This window comes from Nocardiopsis sp. NPDC006938 (assembly GCF_042869555.1).
GTDB lineage: Bacteria > Actinomycetota > Actinomycetes > Streptosporangiales > Streptosporangiaceae > Nocardiopsis.
Window position 1 is genome coordinate 117,697 of the sequence record NZ_JBIAGA010000008.1, and the last position, 23,733, is coordinate 141,429.

Annotated in this window: 22 protein-coding genes and 1 tRNA gene; 5 read left to right on the top strand and 18 right to left on the bottom strand. The window is 71.3% G+C overall.

Features of this window, described 5'->3' with window-relative positions; translation table 11 throughout:
* Positions 1 to 9 precede the first annotated feature (9 nt).
* The 3 genes from ACFYL4_RS14545 to ACFYL4_RS14555 all read right to left on the bottom strand — a co-directional run bounded on the left by ACFYL4_RS14545 (position 10) and on the right by ACFYL4_RS14555 (position 2,348).
* Positions 10 to 711 carry a GPP34 family phosphoprotein gene (locus ACFYL4_RS14545; protein WP_387518690.1) on the bottom strand — a complete coding sequence of 234 codons (702 nt, stop codon included), beginning with the start codon at positions 709 to 711 and terminating at the stop codon, positions 10 to 12.
* Between the two features lie 390 nt (positions 712 to 1,101).
* On the bottom strand, positions 1,102 to 1,293 hold the full coding sequence (locus ACFYL4_RS14550; RefSeq protein ID WP_387518692.1) for a DUF397 domain-containing protein: 192 nt from the start codon (positions 1,291 to 1,293) through the stop codon (positions 1,102 to 1,104).
* A gap of 182 nt (positions 1,294 to 1,475) precedes the next feature.
* The gene (locus tag ACFYL4_RS14555; protein WP_387518694.1) at positions 1,476 to 2,348 is read right to left on the bottom strand and encodes a helix-turn-helix domain-containing protein; all 873 of its coding nucleotides are present in this window, start codon (positions 2,346 to 2,348) and stop codon (positions 1,476 to 1,478) included.
* A 306-nt stretch (positions 2,349 to 2,654) separates the two neighbouring features.
* Here ACFYL4_RS14555 and ACFYL4_RS14560 point away from each other — a divergent pair, with 306 nt between their 5' ends.
* Positions 2,655 to 2,825, top strand: a complete 171-nt coding sequence (locus tag ACFYL4_RS14560; RefSeq protein ID WP_387518696.1) for a hypothetical protein — start codon at positions 2,655 to 2,657, stop codon at positions 2,823 to 2,825.
* 689 nt (positions 2,826 to 3,514) lie between these two features.
* Here ACFYL4_RS14560 and ACFYL4_RS14565 read toward each other — a convergent pair.
* The 3 genes from ACFYL4_RS14565 to ACFYL4_RS14575 form a co-directional block, all read right to left on the bottom strand.
* Positions 3,515 to 3,601: transfer RNA gene (locus ACFYL4_RS14565), tRNA-Ser, on the bottom strand.
* An 86-nt stretch (positions 3,602 to 3,687) separates the two neighbouring features.
* Entirely contained in the window at positions 3,688 to 5,640 is a 1,953-nt protein-coding gene (locus ACFYL4_RS14570; protein ID WP_387518698.1) for an ATP-binding cassette domain-containing protein, read from the bottom strand.
* 312 nt (positions 5,641 to 5,952) lie between these two features.
* On the bottom strand, positions 5,953 to 6,480 hold the full coding sequence (locus tag ACFYL4_RS14575; protein ID WP_387518700.1) for a SigE family RNA polymerase sigma factor: 528 nt from the start codon (positions 6,478 to 6,480) through the stop codon (positions 5,953 to 5,955).
* Positions 6,481 to 6,946: 466 nt separating this feature from the next.
* On the opposite strand from ACFYL4_RS14575, the gene ACFYL4_RS14580 reads away from it, so the two are divergent.
* Positions 6,947 to 7,909: a hypothetical protein gene (locus ACFYL4_RS14580; RefSeq protein WP_387518702.1), complete on the top strand. Its 963-nt coding sequence runs from the start codon at positions 6,947 to 6,949 to the stop codon at positions 7,907 to 7,909.
* 3 nt (positions 7,910 to 7,912) lie between these two features.
* Positions 7,913 to 8,899 carry a MauE/DoxX family redox-associated membrane protein gene (locus ACFYL4_RS14585; protein ID WP_357767796.1) on the top strand — a complete coding sequence of 329 codons (987 nt, stop codon included), beginning with the start codon at positions 7,913 to 7,915 and terminating at the stop codon, positions 8,897 to 8,899.
* Here ACFYL4_RS14585 and ACFYL4_RS14590 read toward each other — a convergent pair.
* Positions 8,874 to 9,593, bottom strand: coding sequence for a hypothetical protein (locus ACFYL4_RS14590; protein ID WP_357767793.1), 720 nt, complete (start codon positions 9,591 to 9,593; stop codon positions 8,874 to 8,876). The two genes, ACFYL4_RS14585 and ACFYL4_RS14590, sit on opposite strands and share 26 nt — an antisense overlap.
* 108 nt (positions 9,594 to 9,701) lie before the next feature.
* On the opposite strand from ACFYL4_RS14590, the gene hisC reads away from it, so the two are divergent.
* Positions 9,702 to 10,784, top strand: coding sequence for a histidinol-phosphate transaminase (gene hisC / locus ACFYL4_RS14595; protein ID WP_387518705.1), 1,083 nt, complete (start codon positions 9,702 to 9,704; stop codon positions 10,782 to 10,784).
* 84 nt (positions 10,785 to 10,868) lie between these two features.
* Here the strand turns inward: hisC and ACFYL4_RS14600 are convergent, their stop codons facing one another.
* From ACFYL4_RS14600 to fbaA, 11 genes are all read right to left on the bottom strand, one after another.
* Entirely contained in the window at positions 10,869 to 12,134 is a 1,266-nt protein-coding gene (locus ACFYL4_RS14600) for a hypothetical protein (protein WP_017544398.1), read from the bottom strand.
* A 250-nt stretch (positions 12,135 to 12,384) separates the two neighbouring features.
* Positions 12,385 to 13,680 carry a UDP-N-acetylglucosamine 1-carboxyvinyltransferase gene (gene murA, locus ACFYL4_RS14605; protein WP_357767788.1) on the bottom strand — a complete coding sequence of 432 codons (1,296 nt, stop codon included), beginning with the start codon at positions 13,678 to 13,680 and terminating at the stop codon, positions 12,385 to 12,387.
* Between the two features lie 375 nt (positions 13,681 to 14,055).
* The gene (locus ACFYL4_RS14610; protein WP_387518708.1) at positions 14,056 to 14,961 is read right to left on the bottom strand and encodes a phosphoribosylaminoimidazolesuccinocarboxamide synthase; all 906 of its coding nucleotides are present in this window, start codon (positions 14,959 to 14,961) and stop codon (positions 14,056 to 14,058) included.
* A 120-nt stretch (positions 14,962 to 15,081) separates the two neighbouring features.
* Positions 15,082 to 16,332: a phosphoribosylamine--glycine ligase gene (gene purD / locus ACFYL4_RS14615; RefSeq protein WP_357767783.1), complete on the bottom strand. Its 1,251-nt coding sequence runs from the start codon at positions 16,330 to 16,332 to the stop codon at positions 15,082 to 15,084.
* A 47-nt stretch (positions 16,333 to 16,379) separates the two neighbouring features.
* Positions 16,380 to 17,663, bottom strand: a complete 1,284-nt coding sequence (locus tag ACFYL4_RS14620) for an adenylosuccinate synthase (RefSeq protein WP_357767780.1) — start codon at positions 17,661 to 17,663, stop codon at positions 16,380 to 16,382.
* Positions 17,664 to 17,941: 278 nt separating this feature from the next.
* On the bottom strand, positions 17,942 to 18,358 hold the full coding sequence (locus ACFYL4_RS14625; protein ID WP_357767777.1) for a DUF3151 domain-containing protein: 417 nt from the start codon (positions 18,356 to 18,358) through the stop codon (positions 17,942 to 17,944).
* A 25-nt stretch (positions 18,359 to 18,383) separates the two neighbouring features.
* The gene (locus ACFYL4_RS14630; protein WP_387518711.1) at positions 18,384 to 19,028 is read right to left on the bottom strand and encodes a hypothetical protein; all 645 of its coding nucleotides are present in this window, start codon (positions 19,026 to 19,028) and stop codon (positions 18,384 to 18,386) included.
* On the bottom strand, positions 19,025 to 20,341 hold the full coding sequence (locus ACFYL4_RS14635) for an ABC transporter permease (RefSeq protein WP_387518713.1): 1,317 nt from the start codon (positions 20,339 to 20,341) through the stop codon (positions 19,025 to 19,027). Before ACFYL4_RS14635 ends, ACFYL4_RS14630 begins: the two co-directional genes overlap by 4 nt.
* Complete coding sequence (locus ACFYL4_RS14640) at positions 20,338 to 21,099, bottom strand: ATP-binding cassette domain-containing protein (protein ID WP_357767768.1); 762 nt, start codon at positions 21,097 to 21,099, stop codon at positions 20,338 to 20,340. Before ACFYL4_RS14640 ends, ACFYL4_RS14635 begins: the two co-directional genes overlap by 4 nt.
* Positions 21,100 to 21,141: 42 nt before the next feature.
* The gene (locus ACFYL4_RS14645; RefSeq protein WP_387518716.1) at positions 21,142 to 21,549 is read right to left on the bottom strand and encodes a hypothetical protein; all 408 of its coding nucleotides are present in this window, start codon (positions 21,547 to 21,549) and stop codon (positions 21,142 to 21,144) included.
* 332 nt (positions 21,550 to 21,881) lie between these two features.
* The gene (fbaA, locus tag ACFYL4_RS14650) at positions 21,882 to 22,904 is read right to left on the bottom strand and encodes a class II fructose-bisphosphate aldolase (protein WP_357767763.1); all 1,023 of its coding nucleotides are present in this window, start codon (positions 22,902 to 22,904) and stop codon (positions 21,882 to 21,884) included.
* A gap of 417 nt (positions 22,905 to 23,321) precedes the next feature.
* On the opposite strand from fbaA, the gene ACFYL4_RS14655 reads away from it, so the two are divergent.
* Positions 23,322 to 23,705, top strand: coding sequence for a RodZ domain-containing protein (locus ACFYL4_RS14655; protein WP_357767808.1), 384 nt, complete (start codon positions 23,322 to 23,324; stop codon positions 23,703 to 23,705).
* Positions 23,706 to 23,733 lie beyond the last annotated feature (28 nt).

The following is a 23,733-nucleotide window of genomic DNA, read 5'->3' on the forward strand; positions in this document are numbered from 1 at the left end:
GTCGGGGCGTCACCGCGAGAGCACTCCGGACGCGAGCATGGCGTTGACGACGACCGCCGCGTTCGCGCTGACCACGGCGGCCGCCGCGGCCCCCGCGCCCCAGTCGCCCCTCTCCAGCTCCATCGCCCGCCCGACCACGGCCGAGTTCCAGGGAATCCGCCCGTCGAGGTGGGGCAGAGTCCCGCTCGCCGACACCAGGGCGGTCACCGCGGCGACGTGCCGGGTGGGTTCGGCCCGGTCGACCAGGACGGAACGCACCCTCTCGAACACCTCCTCGTGCCGACCCGAACGGCCCGCCCTGAGGACGGTCAGGGGAACGAACCCCAGGGCGCGCCTGTCCTCGCGCTCGATGTCCCCGTACCGCACGAGCCGGTCCAGCAGCGGTGCCCGCAGCCGTGGGCCGATCGCCGCGAGGACGGTGTGCACACCGCGCGGCTTCCGGTCGACGTAGTCCCACGCCGACCTGAGCAGCTCGTCGGTCGGCGCCTCCGCCCCCGCGCGCACCAAGGAACCGCGCACCGTGACGTGGCCGCGCAGGGCCAGTTCGGTGAGGACCGCGCCACCCAGCACGTAGTACAGGGTGTTCTCACCCGCGATCGTCCCCGACGCGGGTTGGAAGAGCACGAGGAGGACGTCCTCCGCGATCAGCGGCGAACGCCCGGCCCGTTCCGCGTCGTCGCCGGTGTCGTGTGCTCCGGAGCTCTCCGGCATGGTGGGCCCTTCCTCGCGGTCGATCGTGCGGCGGGGCGGGGCCGCGCGGCCCCGCCCCTCGATCCAAGCCCCCGGAGCGTTCGCCGCACAGTGCCGCGGTGTCACACGACCACGTGACATCCGTGCACGGGGGACGTGACACGGTGTCACACCGCCCACGGTGCCGCTCGGTCACCGGGCCGGGTGCCGGGGTCCGTCATCGATCCACCCATGCTCCGTGCCCCTGGCCGTCAGGGTTCCGCCACGGCCCGAAGGGTGGTTCATGTGTCTGGCCCGGCCTTCACTCCGGCCGCCGAGACGACTTCTCCGCCCGGGAAGAGCCGGGGATCAAGGTGACCCCCGGCTCCGATCAGGACGCTCCGGTGTTCCGTCTGTGTCCTTCGGCGGTGGTCAAGGGCGCCCGATGTGTGTCAGCGAGATCAGGGCCGACCATTCGACCACGTCCCACAGAAGAACAGATTGCGAGGGATTCTTCGAGTCCCTGACAAAAATACCCCCGGGGGTCTCGGAGACTTCGAGGCAGTTTCCCTCGCTGGGCGAGTAGCTGCTCTTGCGCCATGACGCATCGACCGCCGGTTCCATGGCGTCCTCGCTTTCCTGATCGCTTTGACAGGAGCACCGCCACTCAATCGGAACTACTCTTCATGGCAGTGCAACGCGTCCCACCGGTGGAACGCGGTTCCATTGTAAATGTGAGCAGAACAGCTTGCCATGCGAATCCGATGGTGGCTGCGGGAATCTTTTGGTTGCTCCTGGGGGATGGGTCATTGTTCTGTCTGCATCTGGGTTGCGTATCTTTGCATCAAACTGTGTGATTCCTGTGTGTTCATGGCTGATTCCGTCATTGTCCTCCTGAATCCTCCTCTGTGGCGCTGAAACTCTCCCGGATCATTCTTTACGGTGCACGAGTTTCTGTTCTCGACGCAGACGACGCCGTTGAGCCCGTTGTCGAATTCGAGCAGGATGAAGGAGCCTGAGGACAGGCCGTAGTGAATGCCTGAGGTGTCGGGGATGATGTGTATGTCTATTTCCGGTTGCTCTGCGAGTTTGAGCAGGTGGTGCAGTTGTCGGGCCATGAGCCCCGGGTGGCCGACGTGTTTGCGGATGGCGTTCTCGTCCAGGAGGTAGACCTGTCGCGGGCGTGGAGAGCGCTGGCTGGTCGCGGTCTGCCGGTGCATGCGGATCTCCAGAAGGGGATCGACGACGGAGGGGAACTCCCAGAACTCGGTGATCCACTGCGCGTACTCTCTGGTCTGGAGCAGGCCGGGGATGACCGCGATCTGTAGGTGGAGGATTCGATCAGCTCCTGCCTCCAGGCCGACGAACCGGCGGTACGACGGGGACATGACTGAGCGATATTTCGACCACCATGACCGCTTCCTGGCCTCGATTCCCAGTTGTCGTAGTTCTTGGCCACGGCGAGTTCCGGAGACCTCGTACAGATCGAGCAGTTCTTCCAGCATGTGCAAGGGCAGCGCCTGCTGTCCCCCTTCGAAACGGCGGACCTTGGCCAGGGACCAGGACAGGGAGCCGCTGACCCCCTCCTGGGTCAGTCCGTTGATGCGGCGAAGCTCGATCAGCCTCTGGATCAGGAGTTCCTGGTGGACGACGGGACCGCGCCCGTGGTGGCCGGTCATGGGACCTCCTCGACTTCTGAAGATTTAACGCCTGGCGTGCGCTGGGTCGGTGGGTGCCGATAGCATAAGTGTGACCGTTCACCTTCTGTGGGTCTTTCCAGTCCTTCCCGGGGGCAGCACCCAGGGCGGATGAAGAAGGGGCAAATCGGTCAAGAATCTCGATGTTTGCCCAGAATGTAGGAAAGCAATGTCGGTGTAGTCAAACACGCGAATGCGACACCATTCTCAGGGGTGGTCCTCTCCGGCCGGGAGGACCCACCGTCCTCTCGGGTGCCCGGTTGGGGCGCCGCAAGGGAAGGAGAGTGGATGTCGGAGAAGGAGAACCCGGGGGCGGGACGTCACAGGTGGCTCAAGCCACTTGCCTGGCTTTTCAGGTCCCTGTGTTTCGTGCTCAGCCTGCTGAAGCTGGCGGATCGCCTGTTCGGGGGAGACCCCGACGGCGACGCCGGTGTCGAGTCCACGACTGGGGGTGAATGATGATTGGCGCCGATGGGATCACCGGTGAGGAACCCCGAGGGGTGCGCTAGGCGCTACTCCCTCGGGGCCGTTGGGCGGCTCGCTCGAACTTTTGCGAGGTCAGCGGCCGCCGTCTAGAAAACCGAATCCCTCACTGAGTGGACGAAGCTTCGTTGGAAGCTGACCACCGTGGTACCCGGTCCGGCCTCTTTGACGCAACATCGAGGAGGCCGGGCCTGGTGTGCCCAGAAAGCCACGCGTGCGCTTCGGGCGTGCTGACTGGCCACCACCGCGTGGGCTCCGGCAAGAACGCGACCAAACTCTATCCGGTATTCACCTCGGGCCGAGAACCTGGCCCCCCGGTCGAGTCGTGGTGGTTGCCCTCGGGAAAAGGACGTCACCGTTCAAATCCGACACCGACCATGACTATGTGTGCCTTACCTTATACCCGGAGTATCGACCGTGGCTGCTGGTCGCGCATCCTGTCCCCGACTCCCGGGGGGCGGCGGGTCGGCTCCGGCATTGCACGGAGAGTGAGCTGTGGGCCGCGCGACCGCTTCAAGTCGGCCCGGAAGACCACGTCCGACGGCGCGGTCCCAGGTGGGCCCGGCCCCGCGCGGGGTGGACGGGCCGGGTGATCGCGTCGCGCCAGGGGTGCCGGACACGACGAAGGGGCCCCTACCACGTGGGCAGGGGCCCCTTCTGACCGGCGGAGGATATGGGATTTGAACCCATGAGGGGGTTGCCCCCCAACCGCATTAGCAGTGCGGCGCCCTAGGCCTCTAGGCGAATCCTCCTGGCTGCGACCAGCCTACAGAGGGCGGGGGTCCTGCGCAAAACGAATCGGCCGCGCGGGCGGGCCCCGGGGCCCGCCCACGTCGGGTCAGGGCCTCCTCTGCTCCGGAACGGTCGGGGCCTGGTAGGCGCTGGCCTGGAGTTCCCACAGCTCCCGGTAGAGGCCGCCGCCGGCCATCAGTTCGGTGTGCGTGCCCTCGGCGACCACGCGGCCGCGTTCGAGCACCACGATGTGGTCGGCCATCCGTACCGAGGCCAACCGGTGCGTGATGAGGACCACGGCCGCCCCGGTGCGGCGGGCGTGCGCGTGCACGGACGCGAAGAACCCGTGTTCGGCGCGGGCGTCCATCGCCGCAGTCGGCTCGTCCGCGATGAGCAGCGGCACCGTGTCACCGTCGTCGCCCCGGTAGAAGGACCGGGCGGCCGCGAGCCGCTGCCACTGGCCGCCGGACGGCTCGACCCCGTGGGCGAACCGCTTGTCCAGCAGGGTGTCCCATCCGTTCCGGAAGCCCGCGACCACGCCGTCGGCCTGGGCCGCCGCCGTGGCGCGGGCGAACCGCTCGGCGCAGGCCGCGCTGCTCATCACCGTGTTGCCGCGCGCCGTGAGCGGCCAGTGGGTGTGGTCCTGGGCGATCACGGCGATCCGTTCGCGCAGGCTCACCCCGTCCACACCGGACAGGTCGGTGCCGTCCCAGCACACGCTCCCCTCCTGGGGCGTGTACAGCCCCGAGAGCAGCTTGGCGAGCGTGCTCTTGCCCGAACCGTTCTCCCCGACCAGCGCCACGGTCCGCCCCCGGTGGAACGTGAGGTTCACGCCCTCCAGGGCCGGGCCCTCGCCCGACGGGTAGGAGAAGGTGAGGTCCCGCAGCTCCACACGGTCGAACCCGGCGGGGGCGGGTGCCAGACCGGGCCGGGGCAACCGGGCCCGGGCCTCGCGCTGGAAGGTCGTGAAGTCGGAGAAGTACAGACCCGACTCGTACACCCCGGCCACCGCGTGCAGGGTGTTGCCGAGGGCACCCTGCGCCACACGGACGGCGACGACGGCCGCGCCGGCGACCGCGATCGGTACCACTCCCTGGACCAGGAGCACGGCCAGCGCCGCGAACACCCCGGCCGTCATGACCCCGCTGGCGGCTTCCCCGGCGAGCCGCACCACGGACTGGCGGGTGGCCAGCTTCAGGTGGATGTCCAGCTCCCGGCGGGCGACGCGGTCGAACCCGGAGAGCAGGCGCCGCTCCATCGTGAACGAACGCACCTCGGCGGCGCTCTCCCGCGCGGTCATGAGCTGCTCCAGCATGAACTTGCGGCGCCGCCCCTCGGTGAAGGCGAGCACCATCCGGTACCGCGTGCGCGCCGCCGAGGCGGCGCTCCACCACTGGGGGAGCATCGTCAGGGCCAGCAGGGGCACCAGCACCGGGTGCAGGGCGGCGAGGACACCCGCCGCGGCGACGATGCCCACCAGGCCGGTGAGCAGGTCCGTGGCCTGGCGGACCAGCGCCCCGGCCTCGTCGCAGCCCTTGGCGTGTGAGCGGAACAGGTGGTCGTGGAAGTCGCTGTCGTCGAAGGCCCGCAGTTCCACGGAGGTGGCGTCGCGCAGCAGGCTCCGTTCGGCGGCCAGGACCACCTTGGGTGTGAGCCGGGCCTGGGACCGCCCGGCGAGGGCGCCGAAGCAGCCCCGGGAGAGCAGCGCCACGGCGAGCAGGAGCAGAGAGGGGAGCGCGGCGGCCACCCGGGCGGCGGTGGGCACCTCGGCGAAGAGCTCGGTGAGCACGGAGGTGGTGGCGACCAGCGCCCAGGCGGTGGCCGCGCCGCTGCCGAGAGTGAACACGACCGTCGACACCAGGTCGCGCGGGCCGGCCCGCCAGGCCAGCGCGGCCGCGCGGCCGAGGAGTTCGGGCATGTGGCGGGCGATCCGGTACCAGGAGGCCCCGGCGAGGTCGGCGTGGTGCCCGAGCCACCGGGGCGGGGTGAGTTCTGGCAGGTCGAGTCCGCTGTCGGGCTCCTCCGGTTCGAGGGTTTCGGGAGCGTGGGCGGTACGCACGGGTGGTCCTCCTGAGGGCCGGGGCTGGTTCGGGAGGTGCCGATCATGGCCCGGGCGAACGACGTCGCGGGGAGCCCCCGGGAGTTGCGGACGGTCCGGATCTCGGTGTCGGCGCGAGAGCGCGCCGAGGGGCCGGGAGGGTCGCGTTCGGATTCCCGGGGAAAGTCGCGATCCGAATACCTGTACGAATCGGCCGCGCGCTAAGCCCGCCCGGAGGTCGCCGGTGGCGGACGGCCCGGTGTCCGCAAACCCGGGGCGGCCGGGCGGTGGCGCACGGACCGGGTGGCCCGGTCCCGGGCCTCCACAGGGGGCTCAGGAGGTGGTGCGTTCGATGATGAGGTCGGCGTCGCCGCGCAGCTTCCGCACGGCTCGGGAGAGCGTGCTCTTGACGGTGCCGACGGTGACGCCCATGCGATCGGCGATCTGGGCCTCGGTGAGGTCCTCGTAGTAGCGCAGCACCACGGTGGCGCGCTGCCGGGCGGGCAGTCGCTCGATGGAGCGGCCCACGACGTCGGCCAGGTCGCTGCGCCAGGTGGGGTCGTCGATCCGCTGTTCGGGGATCTCGTCGGTGGGGTAGACGTCCAGGCGCTTACGGCGCCACTCGGAGATCTGGGTGTTGACCATGGCCCGGCGCACGTAGCCGTCCCGGGCGCGAGGGTTGGCGATGCGGCCCCAGGCGAGGAAGGTCTTGACGAGCGCGGCCTGGAGGAGGTCCTCGGCGTCGGCGTGGCTGTTGGTGAGGGAGCGGGCCATGCGGAGCAGGGCCGGTCCGCGTTCGGACACGTACGCGTCGAACTCCTCGGACCTGGGTGTCCGTGTCGTTCCGTTCACACTCGTCACCGCCCTTCGCGGGCCGTGCCGACCCAGCCGCGTGTGCCGCCTTCACGGACCGCCCTGGAGTCTCACTCTCACACAGCGAACGCAAACCCCCAGGAATCTGACCACCACGTGCCGACAAACCGCACCAACTGCGAACAAACACCGTGGGGGAGTCGGGTGGTGTCGGCCGCGGACGCGGCCCGGGCGTGTCGTGGCGTGGCCGTTCGGGGCGCGTCGATCACCTCGTGCGCACAAAGTGTGTACAAATGCTTGCGTGCGGTGACGGAGCATCGTGGAGTGGCGACGTGGCGCTTCCCCAGGGAGGCAGGCGAAGCGGCCGCCCGCGCCGGCGCGGTGCGCACCGTGGCGGGGCGCCGACACGAACGGACGGGTGTCGGCGTGTGAACGGGCGTTTCGGGAGACGGGGGAGACAATGGGCGCAGACGGACGAGTCGGTCTACAAGGGGGCGCGAAGGACATGTCAGTGATGACGGACCGTGATCGGAGCCGTAGGCGGTTCACCGCCGCCGTGCTCGGCGCCGACGCCGTACCCGAGCCCACTCCGGTCCACCACCGCGTCGCGCGCGGCGTGGTCGTCGACGCCACCTCGTACATGCTCTGTGTGGCCACAGCCGCGGGTGAGGAGCGGTTCCTCTACGAACGCGTCACCTCCTTCTGGCGCGGTGGCGAGGTCATGCCCGGTGAGCTCCGCCCGGGCGACGACGTCGTGGTGCGGTGCTCGCACGACGGCCGTCTGGTCGCCGAGCGGGTGTGGGCCCAGGCCGCCCGGGCCACCGGTGTCATCACCGACCGCGAGGGCGACTGCCTCAGTATCGACCCCGGCCACGGGCGCCCGCGCCTGTCCGTGGTCCTGCCCTACCGCTCCTCGGGGCGCATCGGGGTGCGCCACCCCCGACTGGAACCGGGATACCTGTTCGACGCGGTCGGGGTCTGGAGGAACGGCGAGGTCGAGGCGGTCCGCCCGGTCACCACGCAGCCGCCGTACCCGCTGGGTTCCACCCCGCGCCGACCGCCCACACGCGAGTACTCCACGACCGTGTCCGGGATCGCCACCTGGTACGACCCGGCCTGGGGGCGCGCGAGCCACCTGGACCCGAGAGCCGTGGCGGCGGGGGCCGCCTATCCGGCGCTCGACCGGGTCGGACACGGGGACGGGTGCGACCGGCGCACCTCCTGTGTGCCGTTGCCCCTGCTGTCCACGGGCGCCACGCTCAGCCTGCGCAACGACTGCACCGGTGACACCGCCGTCGTTTCCGTCGTCGACTGCGCCGCCGCTGACAGCTGGCTGTGCGACCTCTGCCCCTCCTGTGGGAGCCAGAGCGCGGGCCGCCTCGCCTCCCTCACCATGACCTCCTTCGTCGCCCTCGGCGGGCGGCTGGAGGCGGGCTGCTTCAACGCGACCATGACCGTCGCCGACCAGGAGGGGTGACCCATGTTCCCGGAGGTTCTCGAAGCGGTCCGCGAGGTCGCGCTACCGCTCCTGGCCGCCCTGCTCCTGCTCGGCGCGGCCGCCAAGGCCGACCCGCGCGCCGCCGGTACGGGCGTGTCCGTGCTGCTGCCGGAGCGCCTGCGCCGTCCGCTCACCCTCGCCACCTGCGTGCTGGAGGCGGCCCTCGCGGTGGCGCTGCTGACCGCGACCGGCCTCCTCGGCGACGCCGCCCGGGTGCTCACCGCCCTGATGTTCGCGGCGTCGTTGGTGCTGCTGCTGGTGGCCCGCCGCCGCGACCCGGAGGCCGGGTGCGGGTGCTTCGGCGGACTGAGCCGGGCGCCGATCGGCTGGCGCACGCTCACCCGCACCGGACTGCTGGCCGCGGGCGCTGCGGCGACGGTCGGGCTGGCGCCCACCGGCTGGGAGGTGGCCTCGACCCCGACCGTGACCCACGGGGTGGTGCTCGGCGCGCAGCTGCTCGTGCTGGCCCTGCTCAGCCCCGAAATCCGGGAGGCGGCGGCCCGGGCCGCCACGTCCGAACCCTGTGCCCTGCGCGAGGTCTCCGAACGCCGGACCCTGCGCCGACTGCGCGGCAGCGAGGTCTGGCGGACGAACACCAAGGTGATGCTCAAGGACACCCCCGAGGAGACCTGGCGGCACGGCTGCTGGCGGTTCGTGCGCTACGACGGCCTGCGCCACGGCCGCCGTGTGGACGTGGTCTACGCGGTGCGGATCGGCGGCCCGCGCCGGACCGGGGTCCGCGCCGTCCTGGTGGACCGTGAGAGCGGCACGGTGATCGCCTCCTTCGGCGCGGTGACCACGCTCGACCTCCAGGGGCCGCCGCGCAGGCTGCCCCGGCCGCGCGAGGCGGCGCGACGGGACGCTGCCGAGGGCCGGGGCGGACCCAAGCCCGGCACCCTCGCCAAGGAGTTCCCGGGCGAGTCCGGGCGCGGTCTGGACCGGATCAGAGCATCTGACCCTGTCGTTTGATGGCCGCCTCGCTGAAGTCGAGGAGGAGCTGTTCGTAGTCCTCGGCCCCGCCGGGGCCCATCACGGAGGTGGTGCCCAGCAGGCCGCCGTTGCGGTACATGACGGTGTACATCTGGTTCTCGCCGCCGTCGTCCCTGACCTGGATGGAGAAGGAGCGCGACTCGTCGCCGACCGGGGGGACGTCCAGGTCGGCGACGCCGTACTCGGAACTGCTGCCGTCCTCGTAGGTGGCGGTGTACTCGGCGCAGGCGTCGGGTGGGCGGACGGCCAGGGCCTCGGCCGCGGTCTCCTCGTCGAGTTGGACGAGGATGTGTGAGACGTTGCCCTTCTCCCACTCGTAGGCGGCCACGGAGGCGGGGGCGTCGCGCACCGCCTCCAGGTCGCCCCAGCGGTTGGCGGCGTCCATGCACTCGGGCTTGTCCAGCTCGGTGGAGGCCCGGACCTCCTCCGAGTACCGCACTGTGACAAGCTCGGAGTAGGTTCCGGCCTCACTGCTCTCGGGGAGCAGGGTCACGTCGCCGACGTTGATCGGCTGGGCGTCGTGGAGTTGGGCGGCGGCCTCGGCGTTGGCGTCGTCGCTCTGGGCCCCGTCGGCGCCTCCGCACGCGCTCAGGACGATCGCCGAGGTCAGCGCGACCGCGACGGGCAGGGCCGCGCCCGGAGCGGAACGGGCAGAACGATGACGCAAACGCATGGTGATATCTCCTCGTTTGTGCGATATTTCCGCTTGGAGCGGTGACCGGCCCGGGTCACTCATTGCCGAGAGTGTCGCGGGGTTAGCACAAAGTATTGAGGAAGGACCATGGTGTCGGAGTCGAAATCGCCATATCTGCGGGCGGTACTGGAGTCCATTCCCGCGTACAAGCCCGGCCGCGAGGTCGTCGGACCGGACGGACGCTCCATCAAGCTGTCCTCCAACGAGAGCCCGCTCGGGCCGCTCCCGTCCGTGCGTGAGGCCGTCTCCCGGGCCGCCGCCGACCTCAACCGCTACCCGGACCCGGGGGCCGCCGAGCTCGTCACCAGGCTCGCCGCGCACCTGGGCGTCCCCGAGGAGCACGTCGCGCTCGGCGCGGGCTCGGTCGGCCTGCTCCAGCAGCTCCTGGAGGCCGTCGGGGAGCCCGGAGCCGAGGTCGTCTACGCCTGGCGTTCCTTCGAGGCCTACCCGCTCCTCGCCGAGCTGTCCGGTGTCACGTCGGTCCGGGTCCCCCTCAAGGACGAGACCCACGACCTGGAGTCACTCCTCGCCGCCATCACCGACGACACCCGCATGGTGCTGGTGTGCAACCCCAACAACCCGACCGGCACGGCCGTACGGGAGCGGGAACTGGTCGACTTCCTCGACCGCGTCCCCGACCACGTGCTCGTCGTCCTGGACGAGGCCTACCGCGAGTACGTGCGCGACCCCGAGGTCCCGGACGGCGTCACCCTGTACGGGAACCGGCCCAACGTCGCGGTCCTGCGCACCTTCTCGAAGGCCTACGGCCTGGCCGCCGTTCGCCTCGGCTTCCTCGTCGGCCACCCCTCGGTGACGGCCGCCGTGCGCAAGACCCTCGTGCCCTTCGCCGTCAACCACCTCGCCCAGGCTGCCGGGATCGCCTCCCTGGACGCCGAAGGGGAGCTCCTGGAGCGTGTGGAGACCACCGTGAAGGAGCGTGAGCGCGTCCGTGAGGCCCTCGTGGCCGCCGGGTGGACCGTGCCCCCCAGTGAGGCGAACTTCGTGTGGCTGCGGCTGGATGAGGACACCCTCGACTTCGCCGCCGCGTGCGCGCGGGAGGGCGTCTCGGTGCGTCCGTTCGACGGCGAGGGCGCCCGCGTGAGCCTGGGCACCCCCGAGGAGAACGACGTGTTCCTCGGCGTGGCCACCGCCTACGCCCGGCGCCGCTGACCCGAGGCCCCGAGGGCGCCGGGAACGCCGACGGGGGCGGCCCCCACACAAGGGAACCGCCCCCGTTCGCGATGCCCGGGCGGGCTACTTGCCCGCCGCGTCCTTGTCCAGCTTCTCCACGATCAGCCGATAGAGCTGGCGCGGACGGCCGGGCTGGAGCGTGCGGTTGGGCGGCAGCGGCCAGGCCAGGCCCTCCTCCACCAGGGTGCGCAGCAGGCGCCGTGCCGTCCGGGAGGTGACCCCGAGCATGCGCCCGGCGTTCTCCGCGTCGACCACCAGCGGCCCGTCCTCCTCGGCGATCTTCTCCGAGAGGCGGACCAGGGTCTCGCGGCCCTTGGTGCGCAGCGGCTCCGACGACTGCCGGGCCGGGGCGCGCTGGGCCGGGACCAGCGAACGGCCCTCGCGGTCCACCGCGAAGCTCTGCCGTGAGGCCTGCGCGCGGTTGAGCGCCGCGCGGGCGTGCGACTCGGCGTCCTGGGTGGTGCGGCCCATACCGATGCCGACCTCGATCGCGATCCCCAGCTCCGCCTTGATCCGCTCCACGAACGGCGGCTGCCGGAATCCCTCGGTGGCGGTCACCAAAGAGCCGCGCGTGGCGGTCACCATGAACGAGTGGTCGTCCAGCCGGTGCGCCGTCGCGTTGATCCGGTGGGCCTCCTGGAGCAGTAGACGGTGCAGGGAGAGCCGCAGTTCCTCACGCCAGTAGCGCGGGGTGGAGCGCCGGGAGGAGTCGCGCAGGGTGGGCACGTCCACGACGACCACCCCGAGCTGGGCCTCCTCCAGACGGTGGTGCGCACCCAGCAGACCGGCGGTCTGGAGGGCGCTGCGCACACCCGCGTTGGTGGGCCGCAGCCGGATCACCGGAACCCCGATGGCCTCCAGCCGCTCGGCGACCCCGCGCACACAGGTGATCGCCATCTTGGTGGCCTTGCGCCGCCACAGGCCCTCGTGGAAGGAGGTGAGCTGGGCGGTGTTGGTCAGCTCCTCGTGCACGTGGATGCCGTCCACGGGCAGGTCGACCTCGGAGTAGGCCTCCACCACGTCGGCGCGGCTGAGGACGTCCAGACTGGCTCTGGTCGGGTCGTATCGATCGTCCAGTGTCGCTCGGAGCAGGGCCTCGTGCAGGCTCGCCCCGCCGAGTGGCACGAAGGTCGCGGGCATGGTCAACACGCCCGCCTTCCGCGCGAACTCGTAGGGGACAGGGCTGGCGAACAGGTAGGCGTCGATCGCCGACCCCAGCCTGACGACCTTGTCCGTCGCCTCTTGCTCGTCTCGGTAGGCGGCGGCGATGAGTCTGGCGTTGAGGGGTCCAGTGGACCCCGGACCCATGAGCATGACCCGTTCGACCACCTCATGAGGTCCTATGACGCCGATCGTCAAATCGCCAGTACGCTGCGCACTCACCTCGGGTTGCTCCCCGCTACCATTCCACGCTCTTCACTATGTGCGCCCACTGGTTTCCCGACCCGATCTCTGTCACGGCATGATTGCCGAGATCGTACCCATTGTGCGGGGCCAAAGAAGATCGTTTTCCATATCAACGCCGAAAGCCCGGGTGGGAGGAGGCCCCCCACCCCGGCTTGAACTGCGCCTACGGCTCCTACGAGACGGTGACGCGCTCCACGTCGCCGCCCAGCGCGGCGAGCCGCGACGCGAACTGAGCGTGACCGCGGTCAACCAGATAACCAGGCGCCACGATTGTCTCACCTTCGGCGACCAGTCCGGCGAGGACTAGGGCCGCGCCGGTGCGCAGATCGTGGGCGATCACCTCGGCGCCGCGCAGGTTCGTGGAACCGTGCACGATGGCGCGGGTGCCCTCGACCTCGATCTTGGCGCCCATCTTGTTGAGCTCGTCGGCCAGGGCGAAGCGGCCGTCGTAGATGGCCTCGTGGATGTAGCTCTCGCCCTCGGCCAGGGTGGCCAGCGCCATCAGCGGCGACTGGAGGTCCGTGGCGAAGCCCGGGAACGGCGAGGTCACCGCGTTGATCGGGCGCAGCGGCACGGACGGGTCCCGCTGGACGTGCAGCACGGCGCCCTCCTGGGAGAAGCCGACCCCCATCTGCTCCAGCTTCCAGCGCGCCACGCCCAGGTGGTCCAGGTGGGCGCCCACCAGGCTGACCTCGCCACCGGTGGCGGCGACGGTCATCGCGAACACACCGGCGTCGATGCGGTCGGACATGATGCTGTGCTCGACGGCGGTGAGCTCCTCGACGCCCTCGACGGTGATCAGACCGGTGCCGCCACCGCTGATCTTCGCGCCCATGGCGGAGAGGAAGTTGATGACGTCGATGACCTCGGGCTCGAGGGCCGCGTGCTCGATCACGGTGGTGCCGGGAGCCAGCACGGCCGCCATGAGGAGGTTCTCGGTGCCGGTGTGGGACGGGGTGTCCAGGTACAGACGCCCGCCCCGGAGCCGGCTCGCCTCCACGTTGATGTGGTTGCGCTCCAGGTCCTCGGTGACCTCCGCGCCCAGGCGGGCGAAGCCGCGGTAGTGGAAGTCGAGGTTGCGGCTACCGAGGTTGCAGCCGCCGACGCCCTCGATGCGGGCGCGGCCGGTGCGGTGCATCAGCGCCGGCACGAAGAGCACGGAGCCGCGGAAGCGGGCCGCGATATCGGCGGGCAGGACGGCGCGCTCGGGGTCGTTGAGGCCGCAGGCGTCGATGACGACGGTGCGCTCGGACTCGTGGAACTCGACCTTGGCGCCCACGTGTTCGGCGAGCTCAAGTGCGCGGTAGACGTCCTCGATGACGGGGACGTTCCGCAGCACGGTACGTCCCTTGGACGCCAACAGGGCGGCCCCGATCATCGGCAGGACGGCGTTCTTCGCGCCTTGGATGAACGCCGTTCCGCTGAGGGGGCGTCCGCCGCGGACGCGGTAACGAACCTCCTGGCCCATGCTCATGTGCTCCTTCGTGAGGCAGATGTGAAAAGAAAGGGTCACCCTCGTCGGGTATCGCCTGTATGCGTTTGAGACGCGGGTTCGCCCTGAAACGTTGTGACCATCTCGTGTGACCTGCACGGCCGGTGAGCCGGTCGGTTCGCGACGACTCTATAGCAAGCGGATCGCGAAAATCCGCCCAGAACGTGGTATACCCGCAGATCGCGGTTGAAGTCCCGCCAAACGGCCAAAGAGGCATTACGCCGGAGGGAGAGACCATGGGTCGTACGCATGGCTGGCCGTTACTTCGGTGTTGCCTACGACCTCACCACCATACGTGCTCCCGCAGCCGAAACGACGTCCCCGTGCGCGGAATCACGCGCGCGGCGTCGGTCAGAGCACCGGCGCCGCGCCGGTCAGGCGCTCGTGGATCTCCTTGTAGCGGGACAGAGTGCGCTCCACCACGTTCTCGGGAAGCTCCGGCGGAGGGGTGTCGGAGGCGCGGTCCCAGCCCGAGGCGGGCGAGGTCAGCCAGTCGCGCAGGATCTGCTTGTCGAAGGACGGCTGGGGTCGGCCGGGGCGCCACTCGTCGGCGGGCCAGTACCGGGACGAGTCCGGGGTGAACACCTCGTCGGCGAGGACCAGCCCGCCGGAGGCCGAACGGCCGAACTCGAACTTGGTGTCGGCCAGGATCACGCCGCGCTCCCGAGCGACGTCGCGGCCGCGCCCGTACACGCGCAGGGTGAGGTCGCGCAGCTCGTGGGCGAGCGCCTCGCCGTGCCGTTCCGCCACCACCGAGAACGGCACGTTCTCGTCGTGGTCGCCGACCTCCGCCTTCGTGGCCGGGGTGAACACCGGTTCGGGCAGCTCGGAGCCGTCCACCAGCCCCTCGGGGAGCGGGACCCCGCACACCGTGCGGTCCACCCGGTACTCCGCCAGCCCGGACCCGGCCAGGTAGCCGCGGGCGACGCACTCCACCGGAACCATGTCCAGGCGCTCGCAGACCAGGGTGCGCCCGGCCCAGTCGGCGGGCGCGCCCTCGGGCGGCGTGTCGGAGACGACGTGGTTGGCGACCAGGTCGCCGAGGCGCTCGAACCACCACAGGGACAGCTGGGTGAGCAGGCGGCCCTTCCCCGGGATCTCGGTGGGCAGCACCCAGTCGAAGGCCGACACGCGGTCGCTGGCCACCATCACCAGGGCGCCCGAGTCCGTCGAGTACAGGTCGCGCACCTTGCCGGTGTGCAGGTGGGTCAGCCCCGGGACCTCGACGGGTTCGGGAACGGTGACGAAGCCACTCATGACGCTTCTCTCTCGGTCGTGCCGTCCGTGCTCTGCGGGGGCCGCCGGACGGCGGCCGCAAGCGCCGGGGCCCGCGGTCGCGGACCCCGGCGGGGGTTCGGGAGACGGCCCCCGGGCCGCCTACACCTCGGCGGAGGCGCGCTCGGCGATGTCGGTGCGGTAGAACGAACCGCGCAGTTCGATCCGGCTCGCCGCCTCGTAGGCGCGCTCACGGGCCTGACGCAGGTCCGCGCCGGTACCGACCACGTTCAGCACCCGGCCGCCGTTGGCCTTGACGTCGCGCACCCCGTCCCAGGCGGTGCCCGCGTGCAGCACGTAGGCGCCCTCCAGGGCGTTCGCGGCGTCCAGGCCCCCGATGAGGTCGCCCCTGACCGGGTCGCCCGGGTAGTTCTCCGCCGCGACCACGACGGTCACCGCCGCTCCGGACTTCCACTGGAGCGAACCGATCGCACCCAGCCCGCCGGTGTCGGTGGCCTGGAGGACCGCCCCGATCGGGGTGGCCAGGCGGTCGAGCACGACCTGGGTCTCGGGGTCGCCGAACCGGGCGTTGAACTCCACCACCCGCGGGCCCTTGGACGTCAGCGCCAGACCCACGTAGAGCAGGCCCTGGTAGCGGTGGCCCCGGCGGTTCATCTCGGACACGGTCGGCCGCACGACCGACTCCATGACCTCGTCGACCAGCCCGGCGGGCGCCCACGGCACGGGCGCGTAGGCGCCCATGCCGCCCGTGTTGGGCCCCTGGTCGCCGTCGTAGGCGCGCTTGAAGTCCTGGGCGGGCAGCAGGGGCAGAGCGTGGGCGCCGTCGGTGAGCACGAACAGGGAGACCTCGGGACCGTCGAGGTACTCCTCGATCACCACCCGGCCGCACTCCCGGGCGTGCCGCTCGGCGAGGGCGCGGTCCTCGGTCACCACGACGCCCTTGCCCGCGGCCAGGCCGTCGTTCTTCACCACGTACGGGGCGCCGAACTCGTCGAGGGCCTCGGAGACCTGGCTCGCGCTCCGGCACACCCGCGCCTTGGCGGTGGGCACGCCCGCGGCCTCCATGACCTCCTTGGCGAAGGCCTTGGAACCCTCCAGCCGGGCGGCCTCCCTGTCGGGGCCGAACACCGGGATGCCCCGGTCACGCAGGGCGTCCGCGACCCCGGCCACCAGCGGCGCCTCCGGTCCGATCACGACCAGCTCGGCGCGGATGCGCGCGGCCAGCTCGGTCACGGCCAACCCGTCCGTCACGTTGATGACGTGGTTCTCGGACAGGTCCGAGATCCCCGGGTTGCCGGGGGCGCTGTGGATGCTGGTGACGCCCGGATCAAGGGACAGGGCGCGGACGAGTGCGTGCTCGCGGCCTCCGCCGCCGAGAACGAGGGCTTTCACTACAGGGGGCCTCTTCTTCTACTGGAGGAGTGTCGTGTGTCGCCGAGTCAGACCAGCGAGCGCAGCTGGAGGGTCTCCTCGCGGCCCGGACCGACGCCGATGGCGGAGATCGGGGCACCGGCCATCTCCTCAAGAGTACGCACGTAAGCCTGCGCGTTCTTGGGGAGTTCCTCGAATGTCCGGGCACCCGTGATGTCCTCGGACCATCCGTCGAAGTACTCGTAGACCGGCGTCGCGTGGTGGAAGTCGGTCTGCGTCATCGGGATCTCGTCGTGACGCACGCCGTCGACGTCGTAGGCCACGCACACGGGGATGCGCTCCAGGCCGGTGAGCACGTCGAGCTTGGTCAGGAAGAAGTCGGTGATGCCGTTGATCCGGGTGGCGTAGCGGGCGATCGGGGCGTCGAACCAGCCGCAGCGGCGGTCGCGGCCGGTGGTCACGCCGTACTCGCCGCCCTGGGTGCGCAGCCAGTCGCCCTGCTCGTCCACGAGCTCGGTCGGGAAGGGGCCCGAGCCGACACGGGTCGTGTAGGCCTTGAGGATGCCGACGACCTTGGTGATGCGGTTGGGGCCGATGCCCGCGCCGGCCGCGGCGCCGCCGGAGGTGGGCGAGGAGGACGTCACGAACGGGTAGGTGCCGTGGTCGATGTCCAGGAGGGTGCCCTGCGAGCCCTCCAGGTAGATCGTCTTGCCCTCGTCCAGCGCCTTGTTGAGGATCAGGGAGGTGTCGGCGACGTGCGGCCGCAGCTTCTCGGCGTAGCCCAGGTACTCCTCGATGATCGGCTCGGCCTCGAGGGCGCGCCGGTTGTACACCTTGGTGAGGAGCTGGTTCTTGTCGTGGAGGGCGAGCTCGATCTTCTTGCGCAGGATCTTCGGGTCGAACATGTCCTGCACGCGCACGCCCTGGCGGGTGACCTTGTCGGCGTAGGTCGGGCCGATGCCGCGGCCGGTGGTGCCGATCTTGCCCTTGCCGAGGAAGCGCTCGCTGACCTTGTCGAGGGCCCGGTGGTAGGGCATGATCAGGTGCGCGTTGGCCGAGATGACCAGGCGGGAGGTGTCCACGCCCCGCTCCTGGAGGCCGCGCAGCTCCTCGAACAGCACGCCCGGGTCGATGACGACGCCGTTGGCGATCACCGGGACCACGTTCGGGGACAGGATGCCGGAGGGCAGCAGGTGGAGGGCGTACTTCTGGTCGCCGATGACCACCGTGTGACCGGCGTTGTTGCCGCCCTGGTAACGGACCACGTAGTCCACGCGGTCACCGACCAGGTCGGTCGCCTTGCCCTTGCCCTCGTCGCCCCACTGGGCACCCACGAGCGTGATCGCCGGCATTGGTCTCTACCTCTTCGCTCGACACCTGGCCGGGGCGTTTTCCGACCCCGGACACGGAAGAACCCCTGGCGCAAGGCAGCGACAGGGGCCGTTGCGTATTGAGCGTACACGACCTGCGCATCCGGGTTAAGTGGGGCTTTGCGCCCTTCGGGTCACCGTGGTGCGGCGCACCCCTCCGGGACCGTCGGCGGGAGGCGGGGCCGTGGTCGCCCGGGCCCCGCCCCCGGCCGGCGCGTGCGTCTTCCCACACCGCGCTGGCTCGTAGGCGAACCCGGGGATCAGGCGTTCAGCACCCGGTCGGCCTCCGCGCTCGACTCCCGGAGGAAGGTCGCGCAGCGCTCCGCCTCCTCGGTGTCACCGATCTGCTCCGAGGCCCGGCTCAGGGCGTGCAGGGCGCGCAGGAAGCCCTGGTTCGGCTCGTGCTCCCACGGGATCGGGCCGTGCCCCTTCCACCCCGAGCGGCGCAGCTGGTCCAGCCCCCGGTGGTACCCGGTCCGGGCGTACGCGTAGGCGGCCACCGGCTGACCGTCGGCCAGGGCCAGCTCGGCGAGGCGGGCCCACGCGGCGGAGTAGCTCGGGAACCGTCCGGCCACCGGGGTCGGGTCGTCGGAGAAGGACAGCGCCTCGCGCGCCTCGGGGTCGTCGGCCAGTCGGGTCTCGGGCGGCTCGTTCAGCAGGTTCTGGTGCAGGTTCATGCCCCCATCCTGCCACCGGGCGGGTTCAGGGGGACCCGCGCCCGCGGAGCCGGGCCGTGGAGCCGTGCGTGGCCGCGTGCGCGCACACCGCGGCCCCGGCCAGGCCGACGGCCAGGACCGCGACCCCGGCCCCGGGGCACAGGGCGGGTGCCACCCACCCGTCCGACCCCACGTACGCGTACGGGCTCACACGGTTCAGGCCCGTCACCACGTTGCAGGCCGCCGCCCCGAGGAGGACACCGGAGAGCACGGCCATCCCCGAAGGCACCGCGCCGAGGAAGGGCGCCATCAGGTACACGGCCGAGACCGCCAGCAGGACGTTGGTCACCAGCAGCCAGGCGTTGTCGGCACCCGACGCCGAGGGCAGCAGCGCCAGCGCGGCCGCCACCGGCATCAGCACGCCGGAAGCGGCCACCGAGGCGGCGCGGACCCGTGTCCGGGCCCCGCCCAGCCGCTCCCACTCCCACAGGCGCGGGCGGTGGGCCCAGGCCCCGGCGGTGGCCGCGCACACGCACAGCAGCTCGGCCACGGGGACGCGCTGTTCCTCGTGGGGCCAGTCGAGGATCGCCACCGGGACCACCGCGCCCGCCGTGACCAGCCCCAGGACCGCCGCCGCGAGGGCCGCGGCCAGGGCCCCGAGCCCCGGCAGCAGGGAAGGGCGCAGGGTCACGGCCACCACGGCAGGTCCTCGGGCTCCACGGAACAGGAGGCGAGGGCGTCCTCGTTGGCGCTGATCCACGCCCGGACCTGGTCGGGGTCGGCCCCGGCGAAGGGACCCCCGTCCCGGGGGCCGCCCGGAAGCGACTCCGAGGCGAGCCAGGCCTGGAGTCCGGCCACCACGGCCGCCCGGCGCTCCTCCGGCGTGGCCCCCTCGTCCGTGCTGGCCACGCCCTTGGAGTCGCACACGAACACGTCGGGTGCCAGCCACTCGGCCACCGCCCACGGGACCTCTCGGCGGGGCTCCCAGCCGGGGTGGACGCGGAGCCAGAGCACGCCCCGGTCGACTCCGTCGAGTACCTCGCGGTCGCCGGTGGCCAGGCTCTGGTCCCGGACCTGGGCCGGTGTGGCGTCGGCCGACCCGTACGCGGCCACCACCGGCGCGGCCAGGTCGACGATCGGCGCGAGCTCGTCCGCGTGGCCCTCGTGCACGCAGTAGCGGACCCCGTCACGCGCCTCGCAGACCTCGGTGCCGCCCGTGGCGTGCACCACGAGCGGGAACGCGTACAGGTGCGGCAGGACGACGGCGGCCGCCACGGCCGTCACCGCCGCCGCGTGCGGGGCCGACGGGCGGCGCGGGGCGCGCAGCAGCGAGCTGGCCGTCCACGCCGAGGCGGCCGCCAACAGGAGGAAGAACCCCAGGCGGTAGAGGCCGAGCGCGGAGTTCTCCCGCACGCCCAGGAAGGTGTCGAAGGGCAGCTGGAGGGCGAGTGCCGTCCAGGCGTCGGTCACCAGCGGCAGGCTGGTGAACACGAACACCGCGCCGACCGCCACGGGCACGGCCACCAGCCCGCGCAGCGCCACCCCGCACAGGTAGCCGAACAGGGTGAGCGCCGCGAAACCGGTCAGCGCGCCCAGGACCGGCACCGGCTGGGGGAGGCCCGCTCCCGCCGAGGCCACGGCGGCGGTCAGGGGGAGCAGCCCCAGTAGATAGGCGCCCAGGCACCAGCCGGTGACCAGCGCCGCCTGCCGCACCGGGACGTCCCGCTCCACCCGGGGCTGCCAGGACTGGGCGAACACCAGGCTCGAACGGGCGAACCGAACCGCCACCAGGGCCGCCGCACCGGCGGCCACCGCGACCGGCAGCCGGGCCTGGGCCCCCACCTGCCCGGAGAGGTACACCCAGTCCAGCGCCCGCCAGGAGAGCTGGCCCCAGGTCGAGGCCAGGGTCAGGACCAGGATGAGCCCCGCCGGGACCAGCACCGCGTGCGGCGGCAGCGGCCAGAGCAGCGGGGAGGACGTCCAGCGGGCCTCGGGGGCGCTCACCCGCGTTCCCCCACCCGGGTGACCAGCTGGTCGTAGGCCCGTTCGAACCCGGAGCCGAGGCGGCTCCCGCCCGTCGAGTCGTCGATGAGGGCCTCCAGTTCCGTCACGGTGCCGTGGAACTCGATCCGGCCGCCCGCGAGAACCCCGACCCGGGAGCACAGGTGGGCGACGTCCTCGATGAGGTGGGTGGAGATCAGCACCGTGCGGTCCTCTCCCAGGCCGGCCAGGACCTCGCGCACGCGGAGCCGCTGCCCCGGGTCGAGCCCAGCGGTGGGTTCGTCCAGGACCAGGACCCGGGGGTCGTGGGCGAGGGCGGCGGCGATGGCCACGCGCTGGCGCTCGCCGCCCGACAGGGTGCGGGTGCGTCGTTCGGCCAGGTCGGAAAGGTCGACGGCGGCCAGGGCCGAGGCGGCCGCGGCCGCGCACTCGCGGCGCTCGCGCCCGTGGACCCACGCCGCGTAGGCCACGGTGTCCGCGACGGAGAGCTCTCCGGCCAGCGAGAAGCGCTGCGGCACGAACCCCAGCTCCCGGCGGGCCAGGGTCCGGCCGGTCCTGGAGGAGAGGTCGTGCTCCCCGATGGCCAGCCGCCCCCCGCGCACGGGGAGCAGCGTCACGATGAGCGAGAGCAGTGTGGTCTTGCCCGCGCCGTTCGGCCCGAGGAGCCCGGTGACCCCGGGCTCCACGGTCCAGGTGAGGGAGTCCAGCACCCTGCGGCGGCCCCGGTAGCCGAAGTCCAGGCCCTCAGCGGTGACCCGCATCCGTCGGCGCCCCCTCCCTCTCCGGGGGCCGGAGGGGGCCGGTCAGCACCGCGTCACCCTCGCGGAGGACAGTTTGTTGCCGTTGGAGCTCCTGGTCTCGGTGAAGTACGTGCCCCTGCCGTCGCAGCCGCCCGAGGCCCGGAGCGATCCGGCGCCGAACCCGGAGCGGCTGTTCTCGGCCACGACCGCGTCGGGCCAGGCGGGGCGGTGCTTGCGCACCTCGACGGTCAGGGTCACCGAGCCCGCGCAGCCGGTGCGGGAGCCGACGCCGGAGATGTGGGTACCGGAGGTGGTGGGGGTGTCGGCGCCGAGCCCGCAGGAGGACGCCGCCGAGGGGGCGGCGTCGGCGGGTGACGCCCACACGACACTGGTGGCGGAACCGCCGACCAGGGCGGCACCGGCCACGAGCGCGCCGACGACCACCAGACGGAGAGATCGATTGCCTTCCACGATTCCTCGATCCGTTCGGGGGGAGGGTGCAGAAGGAATTCCCGGGGTCGGGGGCGCGAAACCGCAGGCGGAGGCGGTGTGTGGAGAGCGCGATTCGTTTTCGGAGGGTTGGTCGCGAAACGCGGGGAAAAGTGATCCCTGCTTTTTCCGGGGCGGGCGCCCGGGACGCCGTTGTCGGACGAATGCGGACATGACACGGTCCGTATTGCGCCGTGGCCGATGCCCGAAGGGGCGATCAAGGGTCGCCCGGCACCCGGGCCCGGCCCCGGCGGGGCCGGAAACGACGACGGTGCCCGGCGGCCGAGCCGACGGGCACCGTGCCGGGGCGGGTCCTACTTCATCTTGTTCCCGGCGGACTTCAGGTGCTGGGCGCCCTCGACCACGCGGGCGGCCATGCCGGCCTCGGCGACCTTGCCGTAGGCGCGGGGGTCGTAGGCCTTCTTGTCGCCGATCTCGCCGTCGACCTTCAGGACGCCGTCGTAGTTGCGCATGATGTGGTCGACGACCGGACGCGTGTACGCGTACTGGGTGTCGGTGTCGATGTTCATCTTCACGACGCCGTACTCGATGGCCTCGTGGATCTCCTCCATGGTGGAGCCGGAGCCGCCGTGGAACACGAAGTCGAACGCCTTGGTCCGGCCGTACTCGGCCGCGACGGCCTCCTGCGCGGCCTTCAGGACCTCCGGGCGCAGCTTCACGAAGCCGGGCTTGTACGAGCCGTGCACGTTGCCGAAGGTCAGGGCGGTCATGTAGTAGCCCTTCTCGCCCAGGCCCAGCACCTCGGCGGTACGCAGGGCGTCCTCCGGGGTGGTGTACAGCTTCTCGTTGATCTCGCCGACGATGCCGTCCTCCTCGCCGCCGACCACGCCGACCTCGATCTCGAGGATGGTGCGGGCGGCCTTGGAGGCGGCGAGCAGCTCGTCCGCGATCTGGAGGTTCTCCTCCAGCTCGACGGCGGAGCCGTCCCACATGTGGGACTGGAACAGGGGCTCCTGGCCCTTGGCCACGCGCTCCTTGGAGATCTCCAGCAGCGGGCGGACGAAGCCGTCGAGCTTGTTCTTGGGGCAGTGGTCGGTGTGCAGGGCGATGTTCACCGGGTACTTGGCGGCGACCACGCGGGCGAACTCCGCGAAGGCGACCGAACCGGTGACCATGTCCTTGACCGAAGCACCGGAGAGGAACTCCGCGCCGCCGGTGGAAATCTGGACGATGCCGTCGCTTTCTGCCTCGGCGAAGCCGCGCAGGGCGGCGTGCAGCGTCTGGCTGGAGGTCACGTTGATCGCCGGGTAGGCGAAGCCCTCGGACTTCGCGCGGCTCAGCATCTCGGTGTAGACCTCGGGGCTGGCGATGGGCATGCTTGACTCTCCCTGGTTCGGCCTGGAGCGAGCGGCCGCCGACACGAGACCCTCGCGTTCCGGCGGCACCCCACGTGCGTTGCCCTGGCGGCGGAAACCGGACCGCCGGGGTCGGCCCGTGGGCCGTGTGTCCGGTGGCGTCCGCCAGGTGTCGTCCAAGTATCCCGAATGGCCTGAGCCGTTGGAAAGGTCTAGACCATATTGTTCCGGGTTCGGCGACGTACCCGCAGCTTACGGGGGCGGCGACGATAGGCGGCTGAGGGGCCCCGGAACAGGACCCCCATTGCGGGCCGACGGGTGCCGGACCGGTGGTGAGCCGCGCGTTTCCAGTGGCCGCTGTCGCTTTTTGTCGTGATACGCGCTACATTCGTCGCCGTGGGAAGGCATAGGAATGATCCGCGCGGCGTTGGCCAGGTGATGGCCATCGTCGGGGCTGTAGCGCTCTTGGTCGCCCTGGTGGCCCTCGGCGGGTACTTCTTGTACCAGTCCCTCCCGGGCAACGGCGCCAGCGCCAGCGTGAACGCCTCTGAGGCCGCGGCCGAGAGCGTGGACCCCGACGACATGGGCGCGCTGTACATCCGGGTGGTGGGCGAGTCCAGCGACGTCTTCGTCCGCGTCCCCGGCGGGGACGTGCTCCTGGACCAGGAGCTCACCCAGGGGAGCTCCGTGACCTACCCCGACAACGAGGCCGGACTCGAGGTCACCATCGGTGACCCGACCGCCGTCGAGGTGTACGTCAACGGCGGCCTCCGCGACGTCTCCGACCGCTCACCCGGTCACAGCTTCACCCTCAAGCCCTGACGGCCCCCGCCCTTCGGGCACCCCCCGC